Below are 24,801 nucleotides of genomic sequence, written 5' to 3'. Positions count from 1 at the left end.
GCTCTAGCGCGCATCGGGCGAGGCGCCAACGGCCAGCGTCGAGGCTTCGGCCCTAGCGGGCGGCCAGGCGCGTCTCGGCGGCGAAATAGGATTCGATCGACCCGGCGACGGCGTCCATCAGTCGCCCGCGCCCGGCGGAAGACTTCAAAAGCTGCTCGTCGTCGACATTGGTGATGAAGCCCATCTCCAGCAGCACGGCCGGCACGTCGGGGGCCAGCAGCACGATGAAGCCGGCGTCGCGGTGGCTGCGGCGCAGCAGGGTCGTTTCCTCGCCCACCGACTGCAGCAGGGTTTCGGCGAAGGCGGCCGAGCGATTCTTGGTCGCGCGCTGCGACAGGTCCAGCAGGATCTGGCTGACGGCGCGATCTCGACCCGGCAGATTGGCCTTCATCAGCCAATCGTCCTTCTCCAGCACCCGCGCCACGCGCTCGGTGCCTTTTTCCGACAGGGTATAGACGCTGGCGCCGCGGGTCGTGGCGTCGGGCCCCGAATCGGCGTGCAGCGAGATGAACAGGTCGGCGTCGGCCCGGCGGGCGATCTGAACCCGGGCTTCCAGCGGCACGAAGGTGTCGGACTGGCGGGTCATGACCACGGTGTAGCGGCCGGACTTTTCCAGCCTGGCCTTCAGGGCCTTGGCGGCGGCCAGGGTGACGTCCTTCTCGGCGATCTTGGCGCCCGACGAGCCGGGATCCTTGCCGCCGTGACCCGCGTCGATGACGATCACCTTCTTCAGGCGCAGCGCCGGGGCCTTCAGGGGCGCCGAGACCAGCATCGGCTTCAGCTCTGGCGTCCGGACCGCGCCGGGCGCGTCCGTCGACTTCAGGTCGATGACATAGCGATAGGCCGAAGCGCCGTCGCCCGGCGGCAACAGGAAGCGCCGGCGGACCTCGGCGTTGGCCTTGAGGTCCAGGCGCAGGCGGGCGCCGCCGGCGGCTTCGTCGATCGCCCAGCGCTCGACCAGGCCCTGGCCCGCGCCCTGCAGATCGCCGGCCGTCGAGACGTTGGGCAGCGCGATCACGATCCGGCGATCGGCGGCGCCGTCGGCCAGCAGCTTGCCGGTGGCGGCGCGATCGAGGTCGATGACGATGCGGGTTTCGTTGCGGTCGCCGCCGAAGCGGACCTTCTGGACGCCGGCGGCGGGCGCGGGCCCCTGGGCCATGGCCACGGCGACGCCAGCCAGGGCCAGGCCGCCGACGATCATCGCCGCCCGCGCCCACCCCGTCCTAGTCGCCGAGATCAAGATCCTGCTCATGCCGTCCGTCGCCCCCGAAGGCGCTTAACCTAAACCGAAACTGATATCCGCATTTTCGGGTAGAGAAAGCGTTAACCCAAGCCGCGACACGGCGGCGCATAGGCCCGTAGTCGAGCGCTTTTCTTTTGCGATACGATGTTGCTACACTATGGTCCGCGCGCTGAGCGCCGTGATCGTCATGGCGGAAGGCGTGAGCGGCTCCTATCTCACGGACGGGCTTGCATTCCTTGGATGCAATTCGTCCATGACCGGAACCGCCGGACTGAAACGAGTTTGGGCTCGATTACCAGCGTGAGGCGCGAAGCCTTCGCCTGGATCGACCCGCGGGGTTCGCGTCGGATCCTTAAGCCGCTCCGGCGTCGACGCTCCATCCGATCCGCGCCCTCCGGCGCGTTTAAGGAACACAGAAACCTTATGGGCTGCGCCGCACCCGACCGCCTCTGGCGACCGACCTTCCGCAACCGCTTCGGCGGGGCGACGGGCGGTGACGTGCGCGCCTTTCAATCATATCGGCGCCCGAACCTCGCGTTCGCCGCGCGCCGTGGAGATACCCTTTATGTCGAAGAAGATGTTGATCGACGCCGCCCACGCCGAAGAGACGCGTGTGGTGGTCGTGGACGGTACGCGGGTTGAAGAATTCGATTTCGAGAGCCAGACCCGAAAGCAACTCCGAGGAAATATCTATCTCGCCAAGGTGACCCGCGTCGAGCCCAGCCTGCAGGCTGCGTTCATCGAGTATGGCGGCAACCGTCACGGCTTCCTGGCCTTCAACGAAATCCACCCTGACTATTACCAGATCCCGGTCGCCGACCGCGAAGCGCTGATGCGCGACGACTCGCACGACGACGAGGACGATCACCATCACGCCCGCGAGGACGATGACGGCGACGCGGTCGACGACGAGGAAGACGCCGTCGAGGAAGAACTGGCGCGCCGCAAGCGCCGCCTGATGCGCAAGTACAAGATCCAGGAAGTGATCCGCCGCCGGCAGATCATGCTGGTGCAGGTCGTCAAGGAAGAGCGCGGCAACAAGGGCGCTGCCCTGACCACCTATCTGTCGCTGGCCGGCCGCTACGGCGTCCTGATGCCCAACACCGCCCGCGGCGGCGGCATCAGCCGCAAGATCACCACGATCACCGACCGCAAGCGCCTCAAGAGCGTCGTCCAGGGCCTGGACGTGCCGCAGGGCATGGGCCTAATCGTCCGCACCGCCGGCGCCAAGCGCACCAAGGCCGAGATCAAGCGCGACTACGAGTACCTGCTGCGGCTGTGGGAGAACATCCGCGACAACACCCTGCACTCGATCGCCCCGGCGCTGATCTACGAGGAGGAAGACCTCGTCAAGCGCGCCATCCGCGACATGTACGACAAGGACCTGGAAGGCATCTGGGTCGAGGGCGAGGCCGGCTACAAGGAAGCGCGCGACTTCATGCGCATGCTGATGCCCAGCCAGGCCAAGAAGGTCTTCCCGTACCGCGAACCGGCTCCGCTGTTCGTCAAGCACAAGATCGAGGACCACCTGGCCCAGATCTATTCGCCGGTCGTGCCGCTGCGGTCCGGCGGCTATCTGGTGATCAACCAGACCGAGGCCCTGGTCGCCATCGACGTCAACTCGGGCAAGGCGACGCGCGAACGCAACATCGAAGCCACGGCGCTGAAGACCAACCTGGAAGCCGCCGAAGAAGCCGCCCGCCAGCTGCGCCTGCGCGACCTGGCCGGCCTGATCGTCATCGACTTCATCGACATGGATGAAGGCAAGAACAACCGCGCCGTCGAGAAGGTCCTCAAGGACTCGCTCAAGGACGATCGCGCCCGCATCCAGATGGGCAAGATCAGCGGGTTCGGCCTGATGGAGATCAGCCGCCAGCGCCGCCGCACCGGCGTGCTGGAAGGCACCACCCACGTCTGCGAACACTGCGACGGCACTGGCCGCGTCCGCTCGGTCGAATCCAGCGCCCTGGCCGCCCTGCGCGCTGTCGAGGTCGAAGCCCTGAAGGGCGGCGGCGCCGTCACCCTGAAGGTCAGCCGTCCGGTCGGCATCTACATCCTCAACGAAAAGCGCGCCTACCTGCTGCGCCTGCAGCAGACCCACGCCCTGTTCGTCACGGTGCTGGTCGACGACAGCCTGCACCAGGCCGAGCATGACATCGACCGCACGGAGCTGGGCGAGCGCCCCGCCCCGCAGATCTTCGCGCCGATCGAACCCGAGCCCGTCTATGACGACGAGGCCTTCGACGACGAAGAGGACGAGGAAGACGAAGACATCGTCGCTGGGGACGAGGACGAGAGCGAGGATGACGACGCGCCCCGCGTCGCGCGTCCGGCCCGTATCGAAACCTCGGAAGACGAAGGCCGACGCGGTCGCAAGCGCCGTCGCCGCGGCGGCCGCCGCGACGATCGTGACGAGGCTCCGGCCGAGGTCGAGGCCGCTGGCGAAGACGATGAAGACGACGCCGAGGGCGCCGATCGCGCTGAAGGCGACATCGAGGGCGAGGACGAGGAATCGCGTCGCCGCCGTCGCCGTCGGGGTCGTCGCGGCGGCCGTCGCGGCGGTCGCGAGGACGGCGATCGTCCGGCCGACGCCTTCACCTGGACCCGTCCGCGGGTGCCGTTCGGCGAGACCGCCTTCGTCTGGCATGATCCCGAAGCCCTGGACGGGCGCCGTCCGGCCAATGATCGCCCGGAACGCAGCGAGCGTCCGGAACGCGCCGAAGCGCCGGTCGCCGAACGGGCCGAGCGCCCGGAACACGCCGAGCGCGGTGAGCGGAGCGGCCGTCGTGGGCGTGGACGTGGCGAACGCAGCGAGCGGATCGAGACGTCCGACGCGCCGCGCGCCGAATACAGCCCCGCCCCGCGCGTCGACGTCGCCGAGTTGGAGGTCGCGCCCCTGGCCCCGGCCGTGATCGAGGGCCCGCCGGCCGATGTCTGGGTCGAACTGCCGGCTCAGGACGAGGCCCCCAAGAAGGCGCGTCGTCCTCGTAGCCGGGGCCGCAAGACCGCCGACGCCGAGGCTCTGGCCGAAACCGCCGTCGAGGCGCCCGTCGCCGAAGCGCCTTCGGTCGAAGCGCCCGCGGTCGAAACGGTCGAGGAAACGCCCTTGGTCGCGGCCGAAGTCGAGATCCCCGCTCCGGTCGCCGAACCGGAACCGGTCGCGGCGGTGGAATCGGCTCCGGTCGCCGTGGAGCCCGACCCCGCCGAGATCGTGACTCCACCGGAGAAGCCCAAGCGCGGCTGGTGGCGTCGGGGCTGACGATCCTGGATGAAGCTCGGCGGGCCCTGGTCCCGCCGAGCTTCACGCCTATATCCAGGGAACGCCTTCAACGGGATGTTCCCAGGGCGTCGAGAACCGCGTTAGACTGCCGGCTTGAGCGCGGGGGCGCGACCAGGAGAGCTTCGATGACCTCCCGTAGTTGGGCGGCTTCCAGGAGGTTTGGCGGCAAGGCGGGATCGGCGCTCTCGGCGCTGGCCCTGCTGATGGCCACCTTGGCTCCCGCGGCTTCGGCGCATGCCCAGGACGGCGCTCCCTTGATCCGCGACACCGAGATCGAGGAGATCCTGCATCGCGACGCCGACCCGATCTATGCGGCGGCCGGGCTGGATCCCAAGACCGTGCGCATCCTGCTGTTCGGCGACAAGGAACTGAACGCCTTCGCCACCCAGGGTCTGATGATGGGCCTCAACACCGGCCTGATCCTGCAGACCGAGACGCCCAACCAGCTGAAGGGCGTCATCGCCCACGAAACCGGACACCTGGCCGGCGCCCACCCGCTGCGGTCGGGCGAGATGATGCGCGCCGGCCTCAAGCCGATGATCCTGACCATGGGCCTGGGGGTCCTGGCCGCCCTGGCCGGCGCTCCGGACGCCGGGGCGGTGCTGCTGGGCAACGCCTCCTATTTCGGCCAGCTGGGCGCGCTGGGCTACAGCCGGGACCAGGAGTCTCGCGCCGACCAGGCCGGAGCCGGTTTCCTCGAAGCCACCGGCCAGTCGGGCCGCGGCCTGGTCGAGTTCTTCGACAATTTCCGCTACCAGGAGGTCTTCGACCAGTCGCGGCGTTTCGCCTATTTCCGCAGCCACCCCCTGTCGGGCGACAGGATCGACGCCCTGCGCGGCCGCGTCGAAAAGCTGCCGCACTACAACACAGTCGACGATCCGCAGTCGCTGGCCGAGCACGAGATCATGAAGGCCAAGCTGGAGGGTTTCATCAACCCCGGCGTGGCGATCGTGAAGTACAAGGAGAGCGACCGCGGCTTCCCGGCCCGCTACGCCCGCGCCATCGCCTATTACCAGATGAAGGAGCCCGACAGGGCCCTGAAGATTCTCGACGGACTGATCTCCGAGAACCCCAACAATCCCTACCTCTGGGAGCTGAAGGGCCAGATCCTGTTCGAGTTCAACCGCGTCAAGGACGCCGAAGAGCCGCAGCGCCGTTCGGTGGCGCTGAAGCCCGACGCCGCCTTGCTGCGGGTCAATCTGGGCCAGACCCTGATCGGGCTCGACGATCCCAAGAAGGTCGAGGAAGGCATCAACGAGCTGAAGCGCTCGCTGCTGGACGAGAGCGACAACTCCGTCGCCTGGCGTCTGCTGGCCCAGGCCTATGACAAGCGCGGCGAGGACGGCCAGGCGCGCCTCGCCACCGCTGAGCAGTATTTCAACATGGGCGCCACCCAGGAGGCCCGGGTCTTCGCCATGCGGGCCCGCGAACTGCTCAAGAAGGACAGCGTCGAGTGGCGTCGCGCCACCGACATCGTCCTGACCTCCAACCCTTCCAACCAGGACCTCAAGGACCTGGCCAAGGAAGGCGCCGTCACCTCGGGCCTGCGCCGCTAGGCCGCCCTCCTCCAGAGATTTCCATGCCCCTGAAGACCCGTCCGCTGGCGTTGGCCGCCGCGTCCATCGCCGCCCTTTCCCTGATCGGTTGCGGACAGGCCAACGCCGACAAGGCGTTCGGCGAGAAGGTCCATGCCTATCTGATCGAGCATCCCGAGGTGCTGGTCGAGATGAGCGCCAAGCTGCAGGAAAAGCAGACCGCCGAGAAGACGAAGAACGCCAGAGGCGCGATCAACAAATATCGTCAGGCGCTGGAACGTGATCCGCGCGACTTCGTGGCCAATCCGAACGGTTCGATCACGGTTGTCGAGTTCTTCGATTACCGCTGCGGCTACTGCAAGCTGGCCGCGCCGCAGATCGTCGAGCTGATCCAGAAGAACCCGGACGTGCGCTTCGTGTTCAAGGACTTCGTGATCTTCGGCCACGACTCCGAGGTCGCGGCCCGCATGGTCCTGGGCGCCAAGGACCAGGGCAAGACGATCGAACTGCACAAGCGTCTGATGGCCGAGAAGAGCCTCGACGAGGCCGGCGTCATGCGCGTCGCCCAGCAGCTCGACATCGACCTGACCAAGGCCCGCGCATCAGGGACCTCCGAAGCCGTCACCCAGCACCTGGCCGACACCCACGCCCTGGCCGAGGCCCTGGCCATCGAAGGCACGCCCGCCTTCTTCGTCGGCGACCAGATGATCCCCGGCGCCGATATGCACGCCCTGAACCTGGCGATCGACCAGGCCCGGGCGAGCAGGGCCAAGAAAGTCTAGATCAGGCCGGCCAGGGGCGAGCTGGGGTCGGCGTAGAGCCGCTTCTGCATCCGGCCCGCCAGATAGGCTTCGCGACCGGCGATCACCGCGTGTTTCATCGCCCTGGCCATGCGGATCGGATCCTTGGCCTCGGCGATGGCGGTGTTCATCAGGATGGCGTCGCAGCCCAGCTCCATGCCGATCGCCGCGTCCGAGGCCGTGCCCACACCGGCGTCGACCAGCACCGGCACCTTGGCGTTCTCGACGATGATCCGCAGGTTCACGCGGTTCTGGATGCCCAGGCCCGAGCCGATCGGCGCGCCCAGCGGCATGATCGCCACCGCGCCGGCCTCTTCCAGCTTGCGGGCGTAGACCGGGTCGTCCGAGCAATAGACCATGACCTGGAAGCCCTCGGCGACCAGCAGCTTCAGCGAGCGCAGGGTCTCTTCCATGTCGGGATAGAGGGTCTCGGGATCGGACAAGACTTCCAGCTTGACCAGATCCCAGCCGCCGGCCTCGCGGGCCAGGCGCAGGGTGCGCACGGCGTCCTCGCCGGTGAAGCAGCCGGCGGTGTTGGGCAGGAAGGTGAATTCGGTGGGTTTGACATAGTCGACCAGCAGCGGCTGGGTCGGGTCCGTCAGGTTCACGCGGCGCACCGCCACAGTGACGATCTCGGCGCCCGCCGCCTTCGCCGCGGCGGCGTTGGTGGCGTAGTCCTTGTACTTGCCGGTGCCGACGATCAGCCGCGAGCGGAAGGTGCGGCCAGCGACGGTCCAGGAGTCGTCTTCGACGGTGGCGATGGCGGATTCGGGGGGCACGTGCGCGTTCATGGGCCCGGTTTACGCCTCCGCGCCCAGGGTTTCAAACGCCCAGGCCTAGCCGCCGCCGATGAAAGTGACGATCTCGATCCGGTCGCCGTCGGCCAGGTCCGTGTCGGCATAGGTCGAGCGCGGGGCGATCTCGAGATTGCGCTCGACCGCCACCTTGCGGGCGTCCAGGCCCAGGGCGGACACGAGATCCGCGATGCTGATAATGCCGGCGATCTCCCGTTCTTCGCCGTTCAGTAGAAGCCTCATGTCACCTCCGAAGCGAGCCCTGCTTGTGACGCGGGGGAACCGGCTATACAAGACCTCCCGGAATCGACGGCGGAGCCGAATGGTAAAACCGATCCATGTGCTGAGCGGACCCAACCTCAACCTGTTGGGAACGCGCGAGCCCGAGATCTACGGCAAGGACACGCTCGACGATGTCCGTACGCGCTGCGAGGCGCGGGCGGCCGCTCGGGGTCTTTCCGTCGTCTTCCGGCAGAGCAATCACGAAGGCGTGCTGATCGACTGGGTTCAGGAAGCCCGGACGGAAGCCTGCGCGTTGGTGATCAATCCGGCGGGCTATGGACATACGTCGATCGCCCTCCTCGACGCCCTGAAGACCTTGAATATACCGGTCATCGAGTGTCACCTGTCGAACCCGGCGGCGCGTGAGGATTTCCGCCGCCACACCTTCGTTTCGCTCGCGGCGACCGGGATCGTCTCCGGCTTTGGCGCGGCGAGCTATGAATTGGCGATCGAGGCCGCAGCCGGCCTGATCGGCGCGAACTAGCCGGCGACCCCGGCTTCAGAAGACAGCAAGGTAAGCTTCCATGTCCAATCCCAAGGCCCCCGCCGATCCGGTCGAGACCCCGTCGATCGACGCCCGCCTGGTCCGTAAGCTGGCCGACATCCTGAAGGACACGGGCCTGTCGGAGATCGAGGTCGAGCACGCGGGCCTGAAGATCCGGGTGGCCCGCGAACTGACCGTCGCCGCCGCGGCGACGCAATATGTCCACGCTCCCGCCGCCCCGGCCTACGCGCCGGCTCCGGCCGCCCTCGCGCCCGCCGTCGAAGCCGCCGCGCCCGCGCCAGCCGCCCACGCGGGCGAGGCCGTCAAGTCGCCAATGGTCGGCACCGTTTATCTGTCGCCCCAGCCCGGCGCCGACGCCTTCATCAAGGTGGGCGACACCGTCACCGCCGGCCAGACCCTGCTGATCGTCGAAGCCATGAAGACCATGAACCCGATCTCGGCCCCCAAGGCCGGGAAGGTCGTCGAAATCCTGGTGGCAGACGCCCAGCCCGTCGAGTTCGGCGAGCCGCTCGTCATCGTCGAGTAATCGGCATGTTTGACAAGATTCTCATCGCCAACCGAGGCGAGATCGCGCTTCGGGTTCACCGCGCCTGCAAGGAAATGGGCATCGCCACCGTGGCGGTCCATTCCGAGGCCGACGCCAATTCCATGTGGGTGCGGCTGGCCGACGAAAGCGTCTGCATCGGCCCGGCCTCGGCCGCCAAGAGCTACCTGAACATCCCGTCGATCATCGCGGCCGCCGAGATCACCGGCGCCCAGGCGATCCACCCGGGCTACGGCTTCCTGTCGGAGAACGCCCGCTTCGCCGAGATCGTCGGCGCCCACGGCTACACCTTCATCGGACCCAAGCCCGAGCACATCCGGATGATGGGCGACAAGATCACCGCCAAGCAGGCCGTCAAGGACGCCGGCATCCCGGTGGTCCCCGGCTCGGACGGCGGCGTGGCGACGGAGGAGGAAGCCTTCGCGGCCGCCGACGTGATCGGCTTCCCGGTGCTGATCAAGGCCGCTTCCGGCGGCGGCGGGCGCGGCATGAAGGTCGCCCAGACCCGCGAGGACCTGGCTGAAGCCGTCTCGACGGCTCGTTCGGAGGCCCGCGCGGCGTTCGGCGACGATACCGTCTATATGGAGCGCTATCTCCAAAAGCCGCGCCACATCGAGATCCAGGTCATCGCCGACAGCCACGGCAACGTCGCGCACCTGGGCGAGCGCGACTGCTCGCTGCAACGCCGCCACCAGAAGGTGCTGGAAGAGGCCCCCTCGCCTGCTCTGGGAGCAGCCGACCGCGCCAAGATCGGCAAGATCGTCGTCGATGCGGTCAAGGCGATCGGCTACCTCGGCGTCGGCACCATCGAGTTCCTGTGGGAGAACGGTGAGTTCTTCTTCATCGAGATGAACACCCGCCTGCAGGTCGAGCACCCGGTCACCGAAGCCATCACCGGCATCGACCTGGTGCGCGAGCAGATCCGCATCGCCGCCGGCCTGCCGCTGTCGTTCACCCAGGACGAGGTGGTGTTCGAAGGCCACGCCATCGAATGCCGGATCAACGCCGAGAACGCCCGCACCTTCACGCCCTCGCCGGGCACCATCACCGACTTCCACGCCCCCGGCGGCCTGGGCGTGCGGCTGGATTCGGCGATCTACACCGGCTATGCGATCCCGCCCTATTACGACAGCCTGATCGGCAAGCTGATCGTCCATGGCCGCGACCGCGCCGAATGCATCGCTCGCCTGCGGCGTTGCCTGGGCGAGATGGTGGTCGGCGGCATCGAGACGACGATCCCGCTGTTCCAGGACCTGCTGGTGCAACCCGACATCCTGGCCGGCGATTACGACATCCATTGGCTGGAGCGCTGGATCAAGGCGCAGGGCTAGGCCTGCGATACGCCATGGACGACGCCTTCACGGTCGATGATCTCATCGCCTGCTACGAGCGCGGCGTCTTTCCCATGGCGGACGCTCGCCAGGACGAGAGCATCTTCCTGATCGACCCGGAACGCCGGGGCGTGCTGCCGCTGGACGGCGTGCACGTCCCGCGCCGGCTGGCTCGCACGGTCCGCGCTCAGCCATTCGAGATCCGCATCGACACCGCCTTCGACGCCGTGGTCGAAGCCTGCGCGACCGCGCGGCCGGGGCGGCTGGAGACCTGGATCAACAATCCGATCCAGCGGCTCTACGGCCAACTGTTCGCGCGGGGCTTGGCGCACAGCGTCGAGTGCTGGGACGGCGAGGAACTGGTCGGCGGGCTCTATGGCGTGGCGTTCGGCGCCTGCTTCTTCGGCGAGAGCATGTTCTCGACCCGCCGGGACGCCAGCAAGGTCGCCTTGGTCCATCTGGCGGGCCGGTTGATCGCCGGCGACTATCAGTTGCTGGACACCCAGTTCATCACCGAGCATCTCGAACAGTTCGGAACGACCGAGATCTCGCGCGCCGACTATCGTCGCCGGCTGGGGCGGGCTTGGACGGCTCAGGCCGACTTCTACCGGCTGACGGCGGGCGCCACTGGAGCCGAGGTCTTGCAGGCGATCAGCCAGGCGTCATAGACCGGATGCTCCAGCGGGTTCAGGCCCGGGGAATTGGCGTACATCCAGCCCTTGTAGATCTGGCGTCCGGGCGGCGCGACGCGACCGGGCAAAGCCTTGGGCTGGGTGTCGACCGTGACATAGGCCACCGAATCCGGAGCGTCCTCGTCGGGCGCGGTCGTCTCGCAGGCGCGGACCGTGAAGATCAGGGTCTTGTAGCGGATCGGCTGACCGACCGGCGCCTCGAACCGCATCGTCTCGGTCGTCACCTTGTCCAGCGCCTGGAGAATGGCGACCGACGAGCGCGCCCGCTTGAGGGGCTCGGCCGGCTTGTCGGGCGTTGTTGTCGGTTTTGCGATCGCCGCGGGCTGAGCCTGCGCGGCTGTCGTGGAAGCCGAGGTCGCGGCGGCTGGCGGCGCTGGACGCGGTCCGGGCGCAGGGTGCGACTGCTGTGGCGCGGTGATCGGGGCCGGTGCGGGCGCCGTCGGGGGCGTCTGGGCGGCCGGCGGTTGCTGCGGCGCGTTCTGCAGCGCCCAGGCCCCGCCGCCGGCGAGCGAACCCGCCAGGGCCAGCATCGCCACGCCTGTCAAGGACCGGCGGAGCTTCATCCTATTCGGGGGACCAGGGCTTGTAGTCGCTGGTCGCCGCCGCGCGTTCGCCGCCGCGGGTCAGCGAGCCCTTCGGACGCCAGGCGTGGATCGTGCCGGTCAGGTTCGGATGGTGGTCCTTTTCCCAGGCGCGACGTTTCAGCGGCGCCGTGGTCGGCGGCTCGTCGAACGTGTAGTGGAGCCAGCCGCTCCACTCGGGCGGCACCTTGGAGGCCTCGGCATAGCCGTCATAGATGACCCAGCGACGCTTGCGGTCGTCATAGCTGTCGCTGTTGTCGCGCGCCTCGAAGTAGCGGTTGCCGTAGTCGTCCTGGCCCACGAACACGCCACGACGGCTAATGTGGAAGCGCTGACCGATGGTCGCGCCGTTCCACCATGTGAAGATCGCTTTCAGCACCGCGTCAGCACCAATCTCGCAAGGGTCCCGGGGTTCGGGAGGTTTCGGGCAACGCCAGGGCGTTGCGAAGCGGCCGGACTATAGGTCGGCGACTTCCCAGCGTCCAGCATCCGGCACGACGTTGGCGCTTCAACATCTTGTGGATCAGGAGGTTGCGACACCCCACATCTATTGAAGGCCGCCGTTCGGCGATCTAGGATGGCTAATTCTTGGCGCACCCTGGCGCCCAGGCCGCGGAATCGCCCATGCGCATCCAGTCCCGACACCCCGCCTCCGCCTCGCGCATCGCCTTGCGCGAGATCGAGCGCCCCGACGCCGTCATCGAGGTATTGGCGCCTGAGGATTGGACGGACGCTCGGGTCGAAGCCTGGCTGGACTGGGCCGCTCGCGACCAGAACGACCGTGTGATCGATGCCCAGGCCCCGCTGGGCGGCGGCCCTGCCCGCTACGCCGATCGCCTGGCCAGGACGGGCCTGTCCGACGGCCTGTTCGGCGACGCCGCCGACGCCGACGCCTTCCGCGACGCCCTGCTGGCCACCATGCTGACGGGTGCGGCCTCGCCGGCCGGCGGCGCGACCGCGCCGCAGCGCCTGCCCGACATCGGGGAAATCGAGTTCAAGCCAGCCGCCGAGGGGCACCTGACGCACTGGCGATCGGCGCGCCTGGCCGCCAGGGCCGCGGCTCGCCTCGACGCGGCCCTGGCCCAGGTCGGCGACGCCGTGGAACGCTGCCATGGCGACGCCAAGGCCTGCGCCGATCCGTCCAAGAACAGCGCGCTCGGCCGCGCCGCCCGCCGGGCTCGCGACCTGGGCGCCGACGACCGGATGATCCTCGACGCGATCGCCCTGGCCGGCGCGCCCCGCACGGGCCTGATCGAGCCGGACGCGAAGGCCCCCGTCCCGCTCGTCGCCTCGGCTTCCCGCCAGGGTGTGGCGGCGGTCGACGAAGCGGCCAGTTTCGCCGCCCAGGTCGGCTGGGAGACCAGCGCCCTGGTGCTGGCCCTGTCGCCCGAGGACGCCGACGCGCTGGCGCGAGGCGCGCCGGTTCGCGCGGCGATCGACGTCGCCGCCTTCCAGCACGGTGAAACCTTCGACACGGCCGGTTTCAACCAGGTGGTCGGCCTGTGGGCCACGGCCCTGGAGATCGAGCGCGGCGACCGCCCGGCCGAGATCGGCCTGGCCGGGGTCGGCGACTGGCTGCTGGCCCAGGGCCTTTCCGCCGCGGGCGAACTGGGGCGCGACGCCGCCTCGGCGCTCTGGGCCCTGGCGGTCGGCGCCGCGCTCAGCGCCATCGCCGAAGCCGCCGCCGCGCTTGGCGCCGATCCGGCCTTCGCCCAGGAGCGCCAGACGGTGCTGCGCGGCCTGGCCGAGCGCCGCGTGCGCGCCGCCGCCCTGCGCTCGCCCCTGGCCTCCGAAGCCGCCGCGGCCCTGGCCGTCGCCCATGGCCTGGCGCGCAAGCATGGCCTGCGCTCGTCCCGCCTGGTCGCCGCCTTCGCCGATACGGAGGCGGCTCTTCGGCTGGGCGGCAAGCCCCTGGGTCATGCCGCCGCCGCCACACCGGTCTCGACCGCCCAGACCGCCGACGGCCTGCTGGTCCCTACCTTCAGCGCCGCGGCGCACCTCTGCCTGACCGAAGCGGGCGCCGACTTCGACGCCGCCCGCCGTCACGCCATGGGCCACGGCTCGCTGGCCGAGGCGCCGGCGATCGACCACATGGTCCTGCACGCCCGCGGCTTCACCGCCCACGAGATCGAACTGGCCGAGGACGCCCTGCGCCAGGCCGACGACCTGCGCGCCGCCTTCGCCCCGGCCGTGATCGGCGCGGGCTTCCTCAGCGACGTCCTGGGCGTTCCCGCCGACAGCCTCGCCGACCCCGACTTCGACACCCTGGCCTTCGCCGGCTTTTCCGAAGCCGAGATCGAGGCGGCCGAGCGCCATGCGCTGGGCGCGCGCAGGCTCTCCGACTGCGAGGCCCTGGAAGGCGAACTGCGGGCGCTGTTCACCGCCGTGGAGGCCCCCGTCCTTGCCGACCGGCTGGCGATGCAGGCGGCGGTGGAGACCTTCACCTGCCTGGCCAGCCCGGCCGTGCTGGACCTGCCCTTCGACGCTCGTCCGGCCGACGCCGCCCGCCTGCAGGCCGCGGCGGCGCGGGCCGGCGTCCGGGCCCTGCGCCTGAACCGCGCCGCGCCGCCGGCGGGTTTCGCCCTGTCCCTGCCCGAAGCCGAAGTTGAGGCGCCCAGGGCGGCTCGCGCCGAGATCGCCGTCGCCGAGCCTGCCCCGGTCAAGGAGCGTATCGTCGAACGGGTGGTCGAGCGGGTCGTGGAGCGTGGCGGCCGCGCCCGGCGCAAGCTGCCCGATCGCCGCAAGGGCTATATCCAGAAGGCCGCGGTCGGCGGCCACAAGGTCTATCTGCACACCGGCGAATACGAGGACGGCGAGGTCGGCGAGATCTTCATCGACATGCACAAGGAAGGCGCGGCCTTCCGCAGCCTGATGAACAATTTCGCCATCGCCATCTCGATCGGCCTGCAATACGGCGTGCCGCTGGACGAGTTCGTCGATGCCTACGTGTTCACCAAGTTCGAGCCGGCCGGCCCGGTCACCGGCAACGATTCCATCCGGTCGGCGACCTCGATCCTCGACTATATCTTCCGCGAGCTCGGCGTCTCGTACCTGGGCCGGGACGACCTGGCCAACGCCGATCCGGGCGAGTTCAACGCCGACGGCCTGGGCCGGGGCGAAGGCGCGCCGGACGGCGAGGTCGAGGCCGAACCCCTGCCCGCCAGCAAGTTCATCTCCAAGGGTTTCTCGCGTGGCGCGGCGCCCGACAACCTGGTGTTCCTGCCGTTCGGCGGTCGCCGCGACCAGGAGCCCCGCCCAGCGGGTTCCCAGGCGGCCAAGGGCGGCGAGGTCTGCCCGGCCTGTGGCGACCTGGCGCTGAGCCGCAAGGGCGGGCTGGTGGTCTGCGACAGCTGCGGAACCCAGGCCAACGCTTCCGCCGGCGAGAGCGACGCCGGCTAGCCGTTTGCCTGGCCTTAAGCTTGCGTGGCCATGCTTGATCGCCGTTCCCGTCGAAAGACCCGTGCCAGAATGAAACCGCTGCTCCCGATCCTCGCCGCCGCCGGCCTCCTGGTCCTGACCGGTCCCGCGATGGCCCAGAACGCCAGCCAGATCGCCCAGGTCCGCGGCGGCGCCAATTGCCCGCGCTGCAACCTGTTCCAGGCCGACCTGTCGGGCCAGGTGCTGAAGGGCCGGAACCTGGCCGGCGCCCGCCTGCGCCAGGCCGACCTCAGCCTGGCCGAGATGAACCGCACCAGCTTCGCCGGCGGCGACCTGCGCGACGTCAACTTCTATGGCGGCGTGTTCGGCGGGGCCAGCTTCGCCGGGGCCAACCTGACCAACGCCAGCCTGGTCGGCGCCTATCTGGAAGGGGCCAACTTCCGGGGCGCGATCCTGGCCGGCGCGAACCTGTCGGGGGCCGAGATGGACCGCGCGGTGGGCCTGACTCAGGCCCAGCTGAACCGGGCCTGCGGCGATATGTCCACCCGCTTGCCGCGCGGCCTTTCCGTGCCCGCTTGCCGTTAAACTTCCGTCATTACCGCGATTTAAGTGGCGCTTGGACGTCGCGGGCCCCAAATCGTAACCCACACGGTCGCTTATCTTGACCGGTCTGGAGGTTTCGATGTCCCGCTTGCGGATCACGGTCGCCGCTCTGTCGCTCGCCCTGTCAGCCATGGCCCACCAGGCCTATGCCGGGGTCGAGGACAAGGACGTGGCCCGGATGATCTCGCTGGGCGGCGCCTGCGTGAGCTGCGAGCTGTCGGGCCGCAAGCTGACCGGCGCGCGCTTCACCGGCGCCAACTACGCCAAGGCCAACCTGATCGGGGCCGACCTGCGCGGCGCCAGCTTCTTCGGCTCCGACTTCACCGGCGCGGACCTGTCGCGGGCCGACCTGCGCGGCGCCGAGATGCGCGGCGCCAAGTTCGTCCACGCCATCTTCACCGACGCCCGGCTGTCGGGCATCGAGAGCAGCGGCGCCAACTTCATCGGCGCCGATCTGGGCCGGGTCGACCTGTCGAGCAGCGAACTGCACGGCGCCAGCTTCCAGGGCGCCAATCTGGAACGCGCCAACCTGTCCAGCAGCGAGCTGATCGGCGCCAACCTGCAGGGCGTCAACGCCCGGGGCGCCAATTTCAGCTCGGCCGAGCTGAACGCCAGCAATCTGATCGGCGGCAATTTCGAGCGGGCCTCGTTCCGTGACGCCGAGTTCACCGGCACGATGCTGCGCGGCGCGATGTTCAGCGGGGCAGACTTCGCGGGCGCCGACCTGTCGGGCGCCAATCTGGGCGGGGCCGACCTGTCGAACGCCCGGGGCCTGGACCAGGACCAGCTGGACGAGGCCTGCGGCGACGGCGGCACCCGGCTGCCGCGCGGCCTGACCATCCGCAACTGCTCGGGCAATGTCCGCGTCCGCGTCAGCCCCAGCTTCGAACGCGCCCAGGCCGAGGCCGCCCGGGCCCAGGTCGAGGCCCATCGGGCCGAGATCGCCGCCGCCGCCCGCCTGGCCGCCGTTCCCCGGCCGCCGAGGCCGCCCCGCCCGCCGGCCCCGCCCAAGCCTGTCAGGGAGCTGGACAACTAGGCCAAGCCCCGCCCGCAAGACAAGAAAGCCCTCCGATCCTTCTGGACCGGAGGGCTTTTTCGTAGGGGGCCGACCGCGCCAGGCCTACACCTTGATGGGCGGGGCCGAGCGGATGTGCAGTTCCTTGTACTGCCGGTCCTGGGCCTCGGCCGGGGCGTTCATCAGCAGGTCCTGGCCCTGCTGGTTCAGCGGGAAGGCGATCACCTCGCGGATGGCGACCTGCTCGGCCAGCAGCATGACGATCCGGTCGATGCCGGGCGCCAGGCCCCCGTGCGGCGGGGCGCCGAAGCGGAAGGCGTTGAGCATGCCGCCGAACTGGGCCTCGACCACCTCGGCGCCGTAACCGGCGGTCTCGAAAGCCTTGAGCATGATCTCCGGCTTGTGGTTGCGGATCGCGCCCGAGCACAGCTCGTAGCCGTTGCAGACGATGTCGTACTGGTAGGCGCGGATGGTCAGCGGGTCCTGGGTCTCCAGGGCCTCCAGACCGCCCTGCGGCATCGAGAACGGGTTGTGCGAGAAGTCGACCTTCTTCTCCTCCTCGTTCCATTCGAACATCGGGAAGTCGACGATCCAGCAGAACTTGAACTGCTCCTCGTCGACCAGCTTCAGCTCGGTGCCGACGCGGGTGCGGGCCAGGCCGGCGAACTTGGCGAACACGGCCGGGTCGCCGGCCACGAAGAAGGCCGCGTCGCCCTGCCCCAGGCCCAGCGACTCCATCAGGGCCTGGACCGGCTCGCCCAGGTTCTTGGCGATCGGACCGCCCCAGCCGCCCTGGTCTTCCGACCAGAAGACGTAGCCCAGGCCCGGCTGGCCCTCGCCCTGCGCCCAGGAATTCATGCGGTCGCAGAAGGCGCGGCTGCCACCGGTCGGGGCCGGGATGGCCCAGATGGCGTTCTTGGCGTCGGCGCCGAGGATCTTGGCGAACAGGCCAAAGCCGCCGTCACGGAAGTGGTCGGAGACGTCGGCCATCTTGATCGGGTTGCGCAGGTCCGGCTTGTCGCTGCCGTACCAGGCCATCGACTGGGCGTAGGTCAGGCGCTCGAAGCCCTTGTGCTCCAGCGTCGCGCCGAAATCGTTGGTGAAGGTATGGACGCCGTCGATCGGCGACACCGGCTTGCCGCCCGAGAACTCCTCGAACACGCCGTGCATCACCGGCTCGATGGCCGCGAACACGTCTTCCTGGGTGACGAAGCTCATCTCGACGTCGAGCTGGTAGAATTCCAGGCTGCGGTCGGCGCGCAGGTCCTCGTCGCGGAAGCAGGGGGCGATCTGGAAATAGCGGTCGAAGCCCGAGACCATCAGCAGTTGCTTGAACTGCTGGGGGGCCTGGGGCAGCGCGTAGAACTTGCCCGGATGCAGGCGCGAAGGCACCAGGAAGTCGCGGGCCCCTTCCGGCGAGCTGGCCGTCAGGATCGGGGTCTGGAACTCGTTGAAGCCCTGGGCGAACATCCGCGAGCGGATCGACTGGATTACCTTGGACCGCAGCACGATGTTCTTGTGCAGGGTCTCGCGGCGCAGGTCCAGATAGCGGTGCTTGAGGCGGATCTCCTCGGGATAGTCCGGCTCGCCGAACACCGGCAGCGGCAGCTCGGCGGCCTCGCTCAGCACCTCGACGGCCGAGACGCGGATCTCGATCTCGCCGGTCGGCAGGTTGGGGTTCACGACGCTGGCGTCGCGGGCCACCACCTCGCCGTCGACCCGGATCACGCTCTCGGCGCGCAGGCGCTCGACCACCTCGAAGCCGGGGGTCTCGGGGTGCAGCACCAGCTGGGTCAGGCCGTAATGGTCGCGCAGGTCGATGAAGACCAGGCCGCCGTGGTCGCGCTTGCGGTGGATCCAGCCCGACAGGCGGACCGGATTGCCGGTGTCGGAAGCCCGCAGGGCGCCGCAGGTATGGGTGCGATAGGCGTGCGTCGAGGTCATGAAAAGTCTTTGGAACGCGTGATTTGCAAGGCGCGGAAAGGCGCATGGGGGGGCGTGGATGTCAAGGATTCTGGGGCAAAGTCCCTCCCCCCGTGGGGGAGGCGGCCGAAGGCCGGTGGGGGGAGTTTTAGGATCGGCGATTCGGGTTGTGGCCATCATCCGATGACTCCCCCCTCCGTCGCCCTTTGGGCGACACCTCCCCCACAGGGGGAGGATCTGGTTGGCACGGCCTCGCCACCTCACGCGGATCACCGCTGAGCGTATGGAAAGGGACGCGGAGCGCCGGACGACGTCCGGAGTGTTTGAGTAGTAGCCGTTTCGACGAAGCCGCCGCTCCGCGCGGTCGTTTTCCGCCAGCGTCCGGTGGGCAGCCCTGTTGAGGCTTAGCCGGACCCGGTCCTGGTCGTTTCCGACCGGACCAGACGCCGGGGGCGCGGGCCTATGGGCATACTCGCGCTTTATCCCCGTCGACGCCGACGGCGGGCGGGGCCTGCAACGCCAGGCTCCCCGGACACGCTGGAGTAACCCCCTCCAGCCCAATCCCGCTCGATCGCCCCCCGCCGCCGCATCGGTCGCTGGCCATGCGCCCTTTCCATGCCACGAGGTGGGATCAGGATAAGGCGGGTTTGGAAGGTGGGGACAAATTGGGGTCGAGAAAGTTCAGGGCGTTGAAATCGTGAGACTTTGCTGGCTATCCGCCGAGCATAAGTCATTTCGAACCCTCTCCCGTGGGAAGAGGGAGGGGCCCGCCGCGCAGCGGTGGGAGGGTGAGGGCGTAAACCGCCAGCCGGCGCGCCGGCACAGACTCCGCGTGAAACCGGACAGGGTGTAATCCCTCACCCTCCCAAGCTACGCTTGGGCCCCTCCCTCTCCCGCTGGGAGAGGGGGCGAGGCGGCGCCCTTGGCTTCACCGGCCCACCGCATCCGATAGGCCATCATCGCCGTCTTCCCCAGGTGCGCCGTCAGCCGCCAGTTGACCACGGCCCCGACCGGGGCGCCGACCACGGGCAGCAGCTGGGCCAGCTTGGCCAGGTCGATGTGGTCGCGGTACTGCTGCTGGAACGAGCGCCAGCCGAAGCCCTTCAGGTCGGCGGGGTGGGCGCGCGCGTCCCAGTCGTCCATGGCCTCCAGCACCTTGAGGCGGTGCTCGACGTCCGAGAAGGCCAGCTCGAAGATGTGCAGGATATAGAGCCGCTCGCTCAGCACACCGCCATCATGGCCGTAGAGGGCGGCGATCTCGAACAGCAGCTTCAGTTTGAAGCTCATCAGCAGCGGGAAGTCGGCCGCCGCCAGCAGGAACCCGCCCGCCCCGGCCACCCCGCCCTCGGCCCCGGCGGCGGTCTTCCAGCCCTGGATCGCGGTCGCCACCTTGGCCTCGCGCTGCTCGAGCGTGGCGTTCTGGAGCGGAGACGCCGTGGCGAAGTCGGCCCCGGTCAGGATCGCCCGGGTCATGGCCTCCATGGCGGCGGTGATCGCGGCGTGGACCTTCTCGGGAATGATCGTGTTGATCTTCCGCTGCACGGCCCGCGAGGCCTTGCCCAACGGCCCGGCGGGCTTGGTGATGCGGGCGCGCCAAGCGGCGAGGTCTTGGGAGAAAGAGGCGGTCATTTGACACATATAGCGTGTCCCGCCGCCGGCCCCCACCGCTCGTCATTCCCGCCCTTGTGGCGGGAACCCCTGGCTCAGCCGACGGTGAGACACCTTGGCGCGCCCGCGCGCCACACTCGGGACTCTCAGCAGATTGACGGTTGAGCTTCACCGAATAAGATCAACCTGTAGATTTAATTTCTCTTGCAGGCCCCCATGGTCGCCACCGACGCCTGGATCGCCGTCTACATGATGACCGACCATTATCGCGGCACGCTCTACACCGGCGTCACCGCCAACTTCCAAAGCCGTATCATCCAGCATCGCGAAGGCGTGGGCGGCTTCACGCGGCGTTACGACCTTAAGCGTCTGGTCTGGTACGAGATTCATGACCGGATGACCGACGCCATCCAGCGCGAGACCTCGATCAAGCGCTGGCCGCGCCAGTGGAAGATCAACCTGATCGAACGCGACAACCCGCGTTGGGACGATCTGTATGAGGGGGTGTTCAATTGGACGCCGGTCCCTCGGCAGGTTTGAGGTGGGTTGTCGGCGCCTAGAACGGACGTGCTGATCGTCTGCTTGGGGTGGATTGCGAACGAGCGCGAAGGTCGAGTTGACTCAAAAAATTACGCATGTAATACGAATGCACATAGTCCTGCGCAAAGGTGACTAATGCTTCGGTTCCTGGCAGTTGTTTTGACAAGCTGGCCAATGCTTTTGAGCTGTTCCCCCGATCAGCAGCACCAGGAAGATATGAAGGCGAGGCAAGCGTTGCTGGGCCCATCGTTTTGGCGCGCAGACGTTGTCGATGACTCCGGCGGGCGTGCCGGCTCGGTCCTCTTTTGCGCCGATAGCAGCGTGGTTGAGCTGTTTTCTCGCCCGAATGCCGAGATTAATGGTCAGGTTTGCAAGGAGACCTTGGTCACAACGTTCAAGGAAGATGAGTACCTTGGCAAGTGCGAAGCGTTTGGTGATTTATATGGACTGAGCGTGAATACTACTGGCGATCGGAAGAGTGATTTCACTGTCAGATTTGCCTTGATCCCGCTTCAATCATCCCTGGGAAAGGTCGTTCAATCCCGCCGCTACAGGCGAATTGGCGGTTGCCCGGCGGGCTGGAAGCTTGGCGACCAAGGGCACGGGCAAGGCAAGCCTATGTCGAACATTCTGTCGGGGGAGCGATACGCTCCATGAGTTGAACAGTTGGCCCGACACCAAGTGCGAGCGCCCGGTAAGGGTCGAAATTCGCCGTCACCTCTTGCCGACAAGCTGACGCCATCGCTGCTGCGACCTAGCCTTGGCGCGCTGGCGCGCCACTCCATCGCCCATGCGTCGGGGCGAGGGGTTCCCGCCACAAGGGCGGGAATGACGGACGGTCGGGGGAGCGGTCGCAGCTCCCATCCACACCTCCCCGCCCCTCATCCCCAGCCAAACCGTCCGCCCACCTCGCCCTGCCCGCCTCCCGGCCCTATATCTCCGGTAACCGAGTAACCCTGTCCGGACGCCGCCTTGCCTCGCCAGTTCCGACTGCCGCTGACCGTCCCGCCCCGTTGGGACCGGGAGTCGTTCGCGTCGTCGCCGACCAATGCCGAGGCGCTGGAGGGGCTGGACGCCTGGCCGGGCTGGCCCGACGGGCGGCTGGCCCTGGTCGGGCCGGCGGGGACGGGCAAGACGCATCTGGCGCGTGACTGGGCGCGGCGGACCTCGGCCGTGGTGGTCGAGGCCGCCTCCACCGGTCACGGGCCGCTGGACCTGGCCGCCCTGCGCGGCCAGCCGCTGCTGGTCGAGGACGCCGACCGCCGCTCTGAAGGCGACCTCGTCGACGACGAGACCCTGTTCCACCTGATCAACATGGCCGGGGTCGACGGCGGAAGCTTGCTGCTGACCGGCCGCTTGGCCCCCGTGGCCTGGGACGCGGGCGTCCCCGACCTGCGCTCGCGGCTCAACGCCCTGACCGTGGCCCGGATCGCCGAGCCCGACGACGTGGTGCTGGAGGCGGTGCTGCGGCGCGGCTTCGAGGCGGCGGGCATCCGGCCGGCGGCGGACCTCTATCCCTACCTGATGGCGCGCTTGCCGAGGTCGGCCCCGGCGGCCCTGGCGGCGGTCAGCGCGCTGGACGAGGCGTCGATCCAGCAGGGCCGCGAGGTCAACAAGGCCCTGGCGCTGGCGGTGCTGGATTTCGGGGAGGCGGAGGACGAGGAAGAATAACCCTCTCCTATAAGGAGAGGGAGGGGCCCGCGCTCGAAGAGCGTGGGAGGGTGAGGGGTTACGCCCTCACCGTTTTCGCTCTGCCGGCACGCCGTTTGACGTCTTACCCCCTCACCCTCCCACCGCTGCGCGGCGGGCCCCTCCCTCTCCCCATGGGAGAGGGTGCGTTTGTCTTGCTCCTGTCACCACCCTCCGTCACTCTGTGCACAGTAGACCGGAGACCCCCATGACCGACGCCGCCACAGCCCTCGACCTGCCCGCCGCGCCCTCGCCGGCCGCGCCGGACCTGGCGGGCCTGCGGCTGGACGACGAGCTGCTGGGCTCGCCCGAGCGGTTCTTCAACCGCGAGACCTCGTGGCTGGCCTTCAACGTGCGGGTGCTGGAGGAGAGCGGCAATCCGCGCCACCCGCTGCTGGAGCGGCTGCGGTTCCTGTCGATCAGCGCCAACAACCTCGACGAATTCTACATGGTCCGGGTGGCCGGCCTGAAGGGCCAGGTGCGCGAGGGCGTGCGGGTGGTCAGCCAGGACGGGCTGACGCCGGGCGAGCAATTGCAGCGCATCAACGCCTCGGCCGCCGAGCTGATGGCCGAGCAGCAGCGGATCTGGACCCAGGTGCGGGCCGAGCTGTGGGGCGAGGGCCTCAAGCTGCTGGACGCCAAGGACATCGTCGGTCCCGACCGCGAGCGGGCCGAGGAGCTGTTCCTGACCCGGATGTTCCCGGTGCTGACGCCGCTGGCCATCGACCCGGCCCACCCGTTCCCGTTCATCCCCAACCTGGGCTTCTGCCTGGCGCTGAAGCTGCGCCGCATCGCCGACGACAAGCACCTCTACGCCCTGGTGCCGGTGCCCAGCCAGGTGCAGCGGTTCTGGGAGCTTAGCCAGGCGCCGGCCAAGAGCACGCGCAAGCGCGAGCGGCGGATCGTGGCGCTGGAGAGCTTCATCATCCTGTTCCTGGGCCACCTGTTCCCCGGCTACGAGGTCGAGGGCCGCGGTCTGTTCCGCCTGATCCGCGACAGCGACCTGGAGATCGAGGAAGAGGCCGAGGACCTGGTGCGCGAGTTCGAGGCGCGGCTGAAGAAGCGCCGGCTGGGCCGCGTGGTGCGGGTCAAGATCCAGACCACCATGCCCGACGACCTGCGCGAGTTCATCATCGAGGGCCTGCGCGCCCAGCCCGAGGACGTGATCCTGGTCGACGGCAAGCTGGGCCTGGCCCAGATGGCCGAGCTGATCCCGCCCGACCGCCCGGACCTGAAGTTCAAGCCGTTCAACGCCCGCTTCCCCGAGCGCATCCGCGACCACGGCGGCGACTGCTTCGCGGCGATCCGCGAGAAGGACATCCTGGTCCACCACCCGTTCGAGAGCTTCGACGTGGTGGTGCAGTTCGTCCGCCAGGCGGCGCGCGACCCCAATGTGCTGGCGATCAAGCAGACCCTGTACCGCACGTCCAAGGACAGCCCGATCGTCGCGGCCCTGATCGAGGCGGCCGACAACGGCAAGAACGTCACGGCCCTGGTCGAGATCAAGGCGCGGTTCGACGAGGAGAATAACCTGAAGTGGGCTCGCGACCTGGAGCGGGCGGGCGTCCACGTGGTGTTCGGCTTCGTCGACTGGAAGACCCACGCCAAACTGTCGGTGGTGGTGCGGCGCGAGGGCGAGGCTCTGCGCACCTACTGCCACTTCGGCACCGGCAACTACCACCCGCAGACGGCGCGGGTTTACACCGACCTGAGCCTGTTCACCTGCGATCCGGCCCTGGGCCGGGACGGCGGCAAGCTGTTCAACTTCATCACCGGCTACGCCCAGCCCCATGGCCTGGAGAAGCTGTCGTTCTCGCCGGAGACGCTGAAGCCGGACCTGCTGACCATGATCGCCGCCGAGGCCCGCAACGCCCGCGACGGCAAGCCGGCCTCGATCTGGGCCAAGATGAACGCCGTGGTCGACCCGCAGATCATCGACGCCCTCTACAGCGCCAGCCAGGACGGGGTGCAGATCGACCTGGTGGTGCGCGGGATCTGTTGCCTGCGTCCGGGCATCAAGGGGCTGTCGGAGAACATCCGCGTCAAGTCGATCGTCGGCCGGTTCCTGGAGCACGCCCGGGTGGTGGCCTTCGCCAATGGCGGCCCGATGCCCAGCGCCCAGACCCGGGTGTTCATCAGCTCGGCCGACTGGATGCCGCGCAACCTGGATCGCCGGGTCGAGAGCCTGGTGCCGGTCGAAAACCCGACCGTGCACCAGCAGGTGCTCAACCAGATCATGGTCGCCAACCTCAACGACGAGGCCCAGAGCTGGAACCTCGACGCCGAGGGCCACTACGCCCGCGACCCGGCCTGGGACCGCAAGGGCGCCTTCTCGGCCCACGAATACTTCATGACCAATCCCAGCCTGTCGGGCCGGGGCCACAAGGTGAAGGACCTGCCGCAGGCCTTCGACCATGTCGGCCCTCGGCGGGGGTGACGGATCGTTTCAAGGCTTCCC

At 68.5% G+C, this 24,801-nt stretch carries 22 protein-coding genes; 15 read left to right on the top strand and 7 right to left on the bottom strand.

The genetic code is table 11. The features are described 5' to 3' along the window. Window positions 1-52: 52 nt before the first annotated feature. Complete coding sequence (locus ACSQ2G_RS12145) at window positions 53-1,252, bottom strand: N-acetylmuramoyl-L-alanine amidase family protein (protein ID WP_436031144.1); 1,200 nt, start codon at window positions 1,250-1,252, stop codon at window positions 53-55. A gap of 414 nt (window positions 1,253-1,666) precedes the next feature. Here ACSQ2G_RS12145 and ACSQ2G_RS12140 point away from each other — a divergent pair, with 414 nt between their 5' ends. The 4 genes from ACSQ2G_RS12140 to ACSQ2G_RS12125 all read left to right on the top strand — a co-directional run bounded on the left by ACSQ2G_RS12140 (window position 1,667) and on the right by ACSQ2G_RS12125 (window position 6,840). Further along, complete coding sequence (locus ACSQ2G_RS12140; RefSeq protein ID WP_310078808.1) at window positions 1,667-1,885, top strand: hypothetical protein; 219 nt, start codon at window positions 1,667-1,669, stop codon at window positions 1,883-1,885. Next, window positions 1,809-4,502, top strand: coding sequence for an Rne/Rng family ribonuclease (locus ACSQ2G_RS12135; RefSeq protein WP_436031142.1), 2,694 nt, complete (start codon window positions 1,809-1,811; stop codon window positions 4,500-4,502). The genes ACSQ2G_RS12140 and ACSQ2G_RS12135 overlap by 77 nt, the downstream gene beginning before the upstream one ends. 146 nt (window positions 4,503-4,648) lie before the next feature. Then, window positions 4,649-6,079 carry a M48 family metalloprotease gene (locus ACSQ2G_RS12130; RefSeq protein ID WP_436031140.1) on the top strand — a complete coding sequence of 477 codons (1,431 nt, stop codon included), beginning with the start codon at window positions 4,649-4,651 and terminating at the stop codon, window positions 6,077-6,079. A gap of 23 nt (window positions 6,080-6,102) precedes the next feature. Beyond that, on the top strand, window positions 6,103-6,840 hold the full coding sequence (locus tag ACSQ2G_RS12125; RefSeq protein ID WP_436031138.1) for a DsbA family protein: 738 nt from the start codon (window positions 6,103-6,105) through the stop codon (window positions 6,838-6,840). Here the strand turns inward: ACSQ2G_RS12125 and ACSQ2G_RS12120 are convergent. Together ACSQ2G_RS12120 and thiS are read right to left on the bottom strand one after the other, a co-directional pair. Continuing rightward, the gene (locus ACSQ2G_RS12120; RefSeq protein ID WP_436031136.1) at window positions 6,837-7,649 is read right to left on the bottom strand and encodes a thiazole synthase; all 813 of its coding nucleotides are present in this window, start codon (window positions 7,647-7,649) and stop codon (window positions 6,837-6,839) included. The genes ACSQ2G_RS12125 and ACSQ2G_RS12120 overlap by 4 nt on opposite strands. A 45-nt stretch (window positions 7,650-7,694) precedes the next feature. After that, a complete protein-coding gene (thiS, locus tag ACSQ2G_RS12115) occupies window positions 7,695-7,895 on the bottom strand; it encodes a sulfur carrier protein ThiS (protein ID WP_436031134.1) in 201 nt (66 codons plus the stop codon). Window positions 7,896-7,974: 79 nt separating this feature from the next. Here thiS and ACSQ2G_RS12110 point away from each other — a divergent pair, with 79 nt between their 5' ends. Genes ACSQ2G_RS12110 through aat form a run of 4 tightly spaced genes read left to right on the top strand, consistent with a single transcriptional unit; the run spans window position 7,975 to window position 10,982 of the window. After that, window positions 7,975-8,418 carry a type II 3-dehydroquinate dehydratase gene (locus ACSQ2G_RS12110; protein ID WP_310078814.1) on the top strand — a complete coding sequence of 148 codons (444 nt, stop codon included), beginning with the start codon at window positions 7,975-7,977 and terminating at the stop codon, window positions 8,416-8,418. Window positions 8,419-8,458: 40 nt separating this feature from the next. Next, window positions 8,459-8,965 (top strand): acetyl-CoA carboxylase biotin carboxyl carrier protein, encoded by a 507-nt coding sequence (accB, locus tag ACSQ2G_RS12105; protein WP_436031132.1) that lies wholly within the window; start codon window positions 8,459-8,461, stop codon window positions 8,963-8,965. A gap of 5 nt (window positions 8,966-8,970) precedes the next feature. Next, window positions 8,971-10,314: an acetyl-CoA carboxylase biotin carboxylase subunit gene (gene accC / locus ACSQ2G_RS12100; protein WP_436031130.1), complete on the top strand. Its 1,344-nt coding sequence runs from the start codon at window positions 8,971-8,973 to the stop codon at window positions 10,312-10,314. 14 nt (window positions 10,315-10,328) lie between these two features. Next, window positions 10,329-10,982, top strand: a complete 654-nt coding sequence (gene aat / locus ACSQ2G_RS12095) for a leucyl/phenylalanyl-tRNA--protein transferase (protein WP_436031128.1) — start codon at window positions 10,329-10,331, stop codon at window positions 10,980-10,982. Here aat and ACSQ2G_RS12090 read toward each other — a convergent pair. Together ACSQ2G_RS12090 and ACSQ2G_RS12085 are read right to left on the bottom strand one after the other, a co-directional pair. Next, a complete protein-coding gene (locus tag ACSQ2G_RS12090; RefSeq protein ID WP_436031958.1) occupies window positions 10,919-11,542 on the bottom strand; it encodes a DUF2155 domain-containing protein in 624 nt (207 codons plus the stop codon). The genes aat and ACSQ2G_RS12090 overlap by 64 nt on opposite strands. A 28-nt stretch (window positions 11,543-11,570) precedes the next feature. Continuing rightward, the gene (locus ACSQ2G_RS12085) at window positions 11,571-11,966 is read right to left on the bottom strand and encodes an NADH:ubiquinone oxidoreductase subunit NDUFA12 (RefSeq protein WP_028039751.1); all 396 of its coding nucleotides are present in this window, start codon (window positions 11,964-11,966) and stop codon (window positions 11,571-11,573) included. A 245-nt stretch (window positions 11,967-12,211) separates the two neighbouring features. On the opposite strand from ACSQ2G_RS12085, the gene ACSQ2G_RS12080 reads away from it, so the two are divergent. From ACSQ2G_RS12080 to ACSQ2G_RS12070, 3 genes are all read left to right on the top strand, one after another. Beyond that, window positions 12,212-14,986 (top strand): TSCPD domain-containing protein, encoded by a 2,775-nt coding sequence (locus ACSQ2G_RS12080; protein ID WP_436031126.1) that lies wholly within the window; start codon window positions 12,212-12,214, stop codon window positions 14,984-14,986. A 69-nt stretch (window positions 14,987-15,055) separates the two neighbouring features. Continuing rightward, window positions 15,056-15,550: a pentapeptide repeat-containing protein gene (locus ACSQ2G_RS12075; RefSeq protein ID WP_436031124.1), complete on the top strand. Its 495-nt coding sequence runs from the start codon at window positions 15,056-15,058 to the stop codon at window positions 15,548-15,550. 97 nt (window positions 15,551-15,647) lie between these two features. Next, complete coding sequence (locus tag ACSQ2G_RS12070) at window positions 15,648-16,604, top strand: pentapeptide repeat-containing protein (protein WP_436031122.1); 957 nt, start codon at window positions 15,648-15,650, stop codon at window positions 16,602-16,604. 84 nt (window positions 16,605-16,688) lie between these two features. On the opposite strand, the gene aspS is transcribed toward ACSQ2G_RS12070, so the two are convergent. Further along, window positions 16,689-18,527, bottom strand: coding sequence for an aspartate--tRNA ligase (gene aspS / locus ACSQ2G_RS12065; protein WP_436031120.1), 1,839 nt, complete (start codon window positions 18,525-18,527; stop codon window positions 16,689-16,691). An 849-nt stretch (window positions 18,528-19,376) separates the two neighbouring features. Then, window positions 19,377-20,135, bottom strand: coding sequence for an EcsC family protein (locus ACSQ2G_RS12060; RefSeq protein WP_436031118.1), 759 nt, complete (start codon window positions 20,133-20,135; stop codon window positions 19,377-19,379). Window positions 20,136-20,330: 195 nt separating this feature from the next. Between ACSQ2G_RS12060 and ACSQ2G_RS12055 the strand changes: the two genes are divergently transcribed. The 4 genes from ACSQ2G_RS12055 to ACSQ2G_RS12040 all read left to right on the top strand — a co-directional run bounded on the left by ACSQ2G_RS12055 (window position 20,331) and on the right by ACSQ2G_RS12040 (window position 24,780). After that, the gene (locus tag ACSQ2G_RS12055; RefSeq protein WP_436031116.1) at window positions 20,331-20,654 is read left to right on the top strand and encodes a GIY-YIG nuclease family protein; all 324 of its coding nucleotides are present in this window, start codon (window positions 20,331-20,333) and stop codon (window positions 20,652-20,654) included. 135 nt (window positions 20,655-20,789) lie between these two features. Continuing rightward, a complete protein-coding gene (locus ACSQ2G_RS12050) occupies window positions 20,790-21,311 on the top strand; it encodes a hypothetical protein (protein WP_436031114.1) in 522 nt (173 codons plus the stop codon). Window positions 21,312-21,626: 315 nt separating this feature from the next. Further along, window positions 21,627-22,325 (top strand): DnaA regulatory inactivator HdaA, encoded by a 699-nt coding sequence (gene hdaA / locus ACSQ2G_RS12045; protein ID WP_436031112.1) that lies wholly within the window; start codon window positions 21,627-21,629, stop codon window positions 22,323-22,325. A gap of 226 nt (window positions 22,326-22,551) precedes the next feature. Continuing rightward, a complete protein-coding gene (locus tag ACSQ2G_RS12040; protein ID WP_436031110.1) occupies window positions 22,552-24,780 on the top strand; it encodes an RNA degradosome polyphosphate kinase in 2,229 nt (742 codons plus the stop codon). Window positions 24,781-24,801 lie beyond the last annotated feature (21 nt).

It is taken from the genome of Caulobacter sp. LjRoot300, assembly GCF_964253875.1.
GTDB lineage: Bacteria > Pseudomonadota > Alphaproteobacteria > Caulobacterales > Caulobacteraceae > Caulobacter.
The sequence above is the reverse complement of the archived record's forward strand: the minus strand, read 5'-3'. Positions and strand labels throughout refer to the sequence as shown.

What these genes read in the sequence shown, in the direction of transcription:
- ACSQ2G_RS12040 (WP_436031110.1), top strand. Translation starts at nt 22,552, where the DNA reads ATGACCGACGCCGCCACAGCCCTCGACCTGCCCGCCGCGCCCTCGCCG.
- aspS (WP_436031120.1), bottom strand. Translation starts at nt 18,527, where the DNA reads ATGACCTCGACGCACGCCTATCGCACCCATACCTGCGGCGCCCTGCGG.
- ACSQ2G_RS12075 (WP_436031124.1), top strand. Translation starts at nt 15,056, where the DNA reads ATGAAACCGCTGCTCCCGATCCTCGCCGCCGCCGGCCTCCTGGTCCTG.
- ACSQ2G_RS12140 (WP_310078808.1), top strand. Translation starts at nt 1,667, where the DNA reads ATGGGCTGCGCCGCACCCGACCGCCTCTGGCGACCGACCTTCCGCAAC.
- ACSQ2G_RS12130 (WP_436031140.1), top strand. Translation starts at nt 4,649, where the DNA reads ATGACCTCCCGTAGTTGGGCGGCTTCCAGGAGGTTTGGCGGCAAGGCG.
- accC (WP_436031130.1), top strand. Translation starts at nt 8,971, where the DNA reads ATGTTTGACAAGATTCTCATCGCCAACCGAGGCGAGATCGCGCTTCGG.
- accB (WP_436031132.1), top strand. Translation starts at nt 8,459, where the DNA reads ATGTCCAATCCCAAGGCCCCCGCCGATCCGGTCGAGACCCCGTCGATC.
- ACSQ2G_RS12145 (WP_436031144.1), bottom strand. Translation starts at nt 1,252, where the DNA reads ATGAGCAGGATCTTGATCTCGGCGACTAGGACGGGGTGGGCGCGGGCG.
- ACSQ2G_RS12080 (WP_436031126.1), top strand. Translation starts at nt 12,212, where the DNA reads ATGCGCATCCAGTCCCGACACCCCGCCTCCGCCTCGCGCATCGCCTTG.
- ACSQ2G_RS12110 (WP_310078814.1), top strand. Translation starts at nt 7,975, where the DNA reads ATGGTAAAACCGATCCATGTGCTGAGCGGACCCAACCTCAACCTGTTG.
- aat (WP_436031128.1), top strand. Translation starts at nt 10,329, where the DNA reads ATGGACGACGCCTTCACGGTCGATGATCTCATCGCCTGCTACGAGCGC.
- ACSQ2G_RS12060 (WP_436031118.1), bottom strand. Translation starts at nt 20,135, where the DNA reads ATGACCGCCTCTTTCTCCCAAGACCTCGCCGCTTGGCGCGCCCGCATC.
- ACSQ2G_RS12070 (WP_436031122.1), top strand. Translation starts at nt 15,648, where the DNA reads ATGTCCCGCTTGCGGATCACGGTCGCCGCTCTGTCGCTCGCCCTGTCA.
- ACSQ2G_RS12135 (WP_436031142.1), top strand. Translation starts at nt 1,809, where the DNA reads ATGTCGAAGAAGATGTTGATCGACGCCGCCCACGCCGAAGAGACGCGT.
- ACSQ2G_RS12055 (WP_436031116.1), top strand. Translation starts at nt 20,331, where the DNA reads ATGGTCGCCACCGACGCCTGGATCGCCGTCTACATGATGACCGACCAT.
- ACSQ2G_RS12120 (WP_436031136.1), bottom strand. Translation starts at nt 7,649, where the DNA reads ATGAACGCGCACGTGCCCCCCGAATCCGCCATCGCCACCGTCGAAGAC.
- ACSQ2G_RS12050 (WP_436031114.1), top strand. Translation starts at nt 20,790, where the DNA reads ATGCTTCGGTTCCTGGCAGTTGTTTTGACAAGCTGGCCAATGCTTTTG.
- ACSQ2G_RS12125 (WP_436031138.1), top strand. Translation starts at nt 6,103, where the DNA reads ATGCCCCTGAAGACCCGTCCGCTGGCGTTGGCCGCCGCGTCCATCGCC.
- thiS (WP_436031134.1), bottom strand. Translation starts at nt 7,895, where the DNA reads ATGAGGCTTCTACTGAACGGCGAAGAACGGGAGATCGCCGGCATTATC.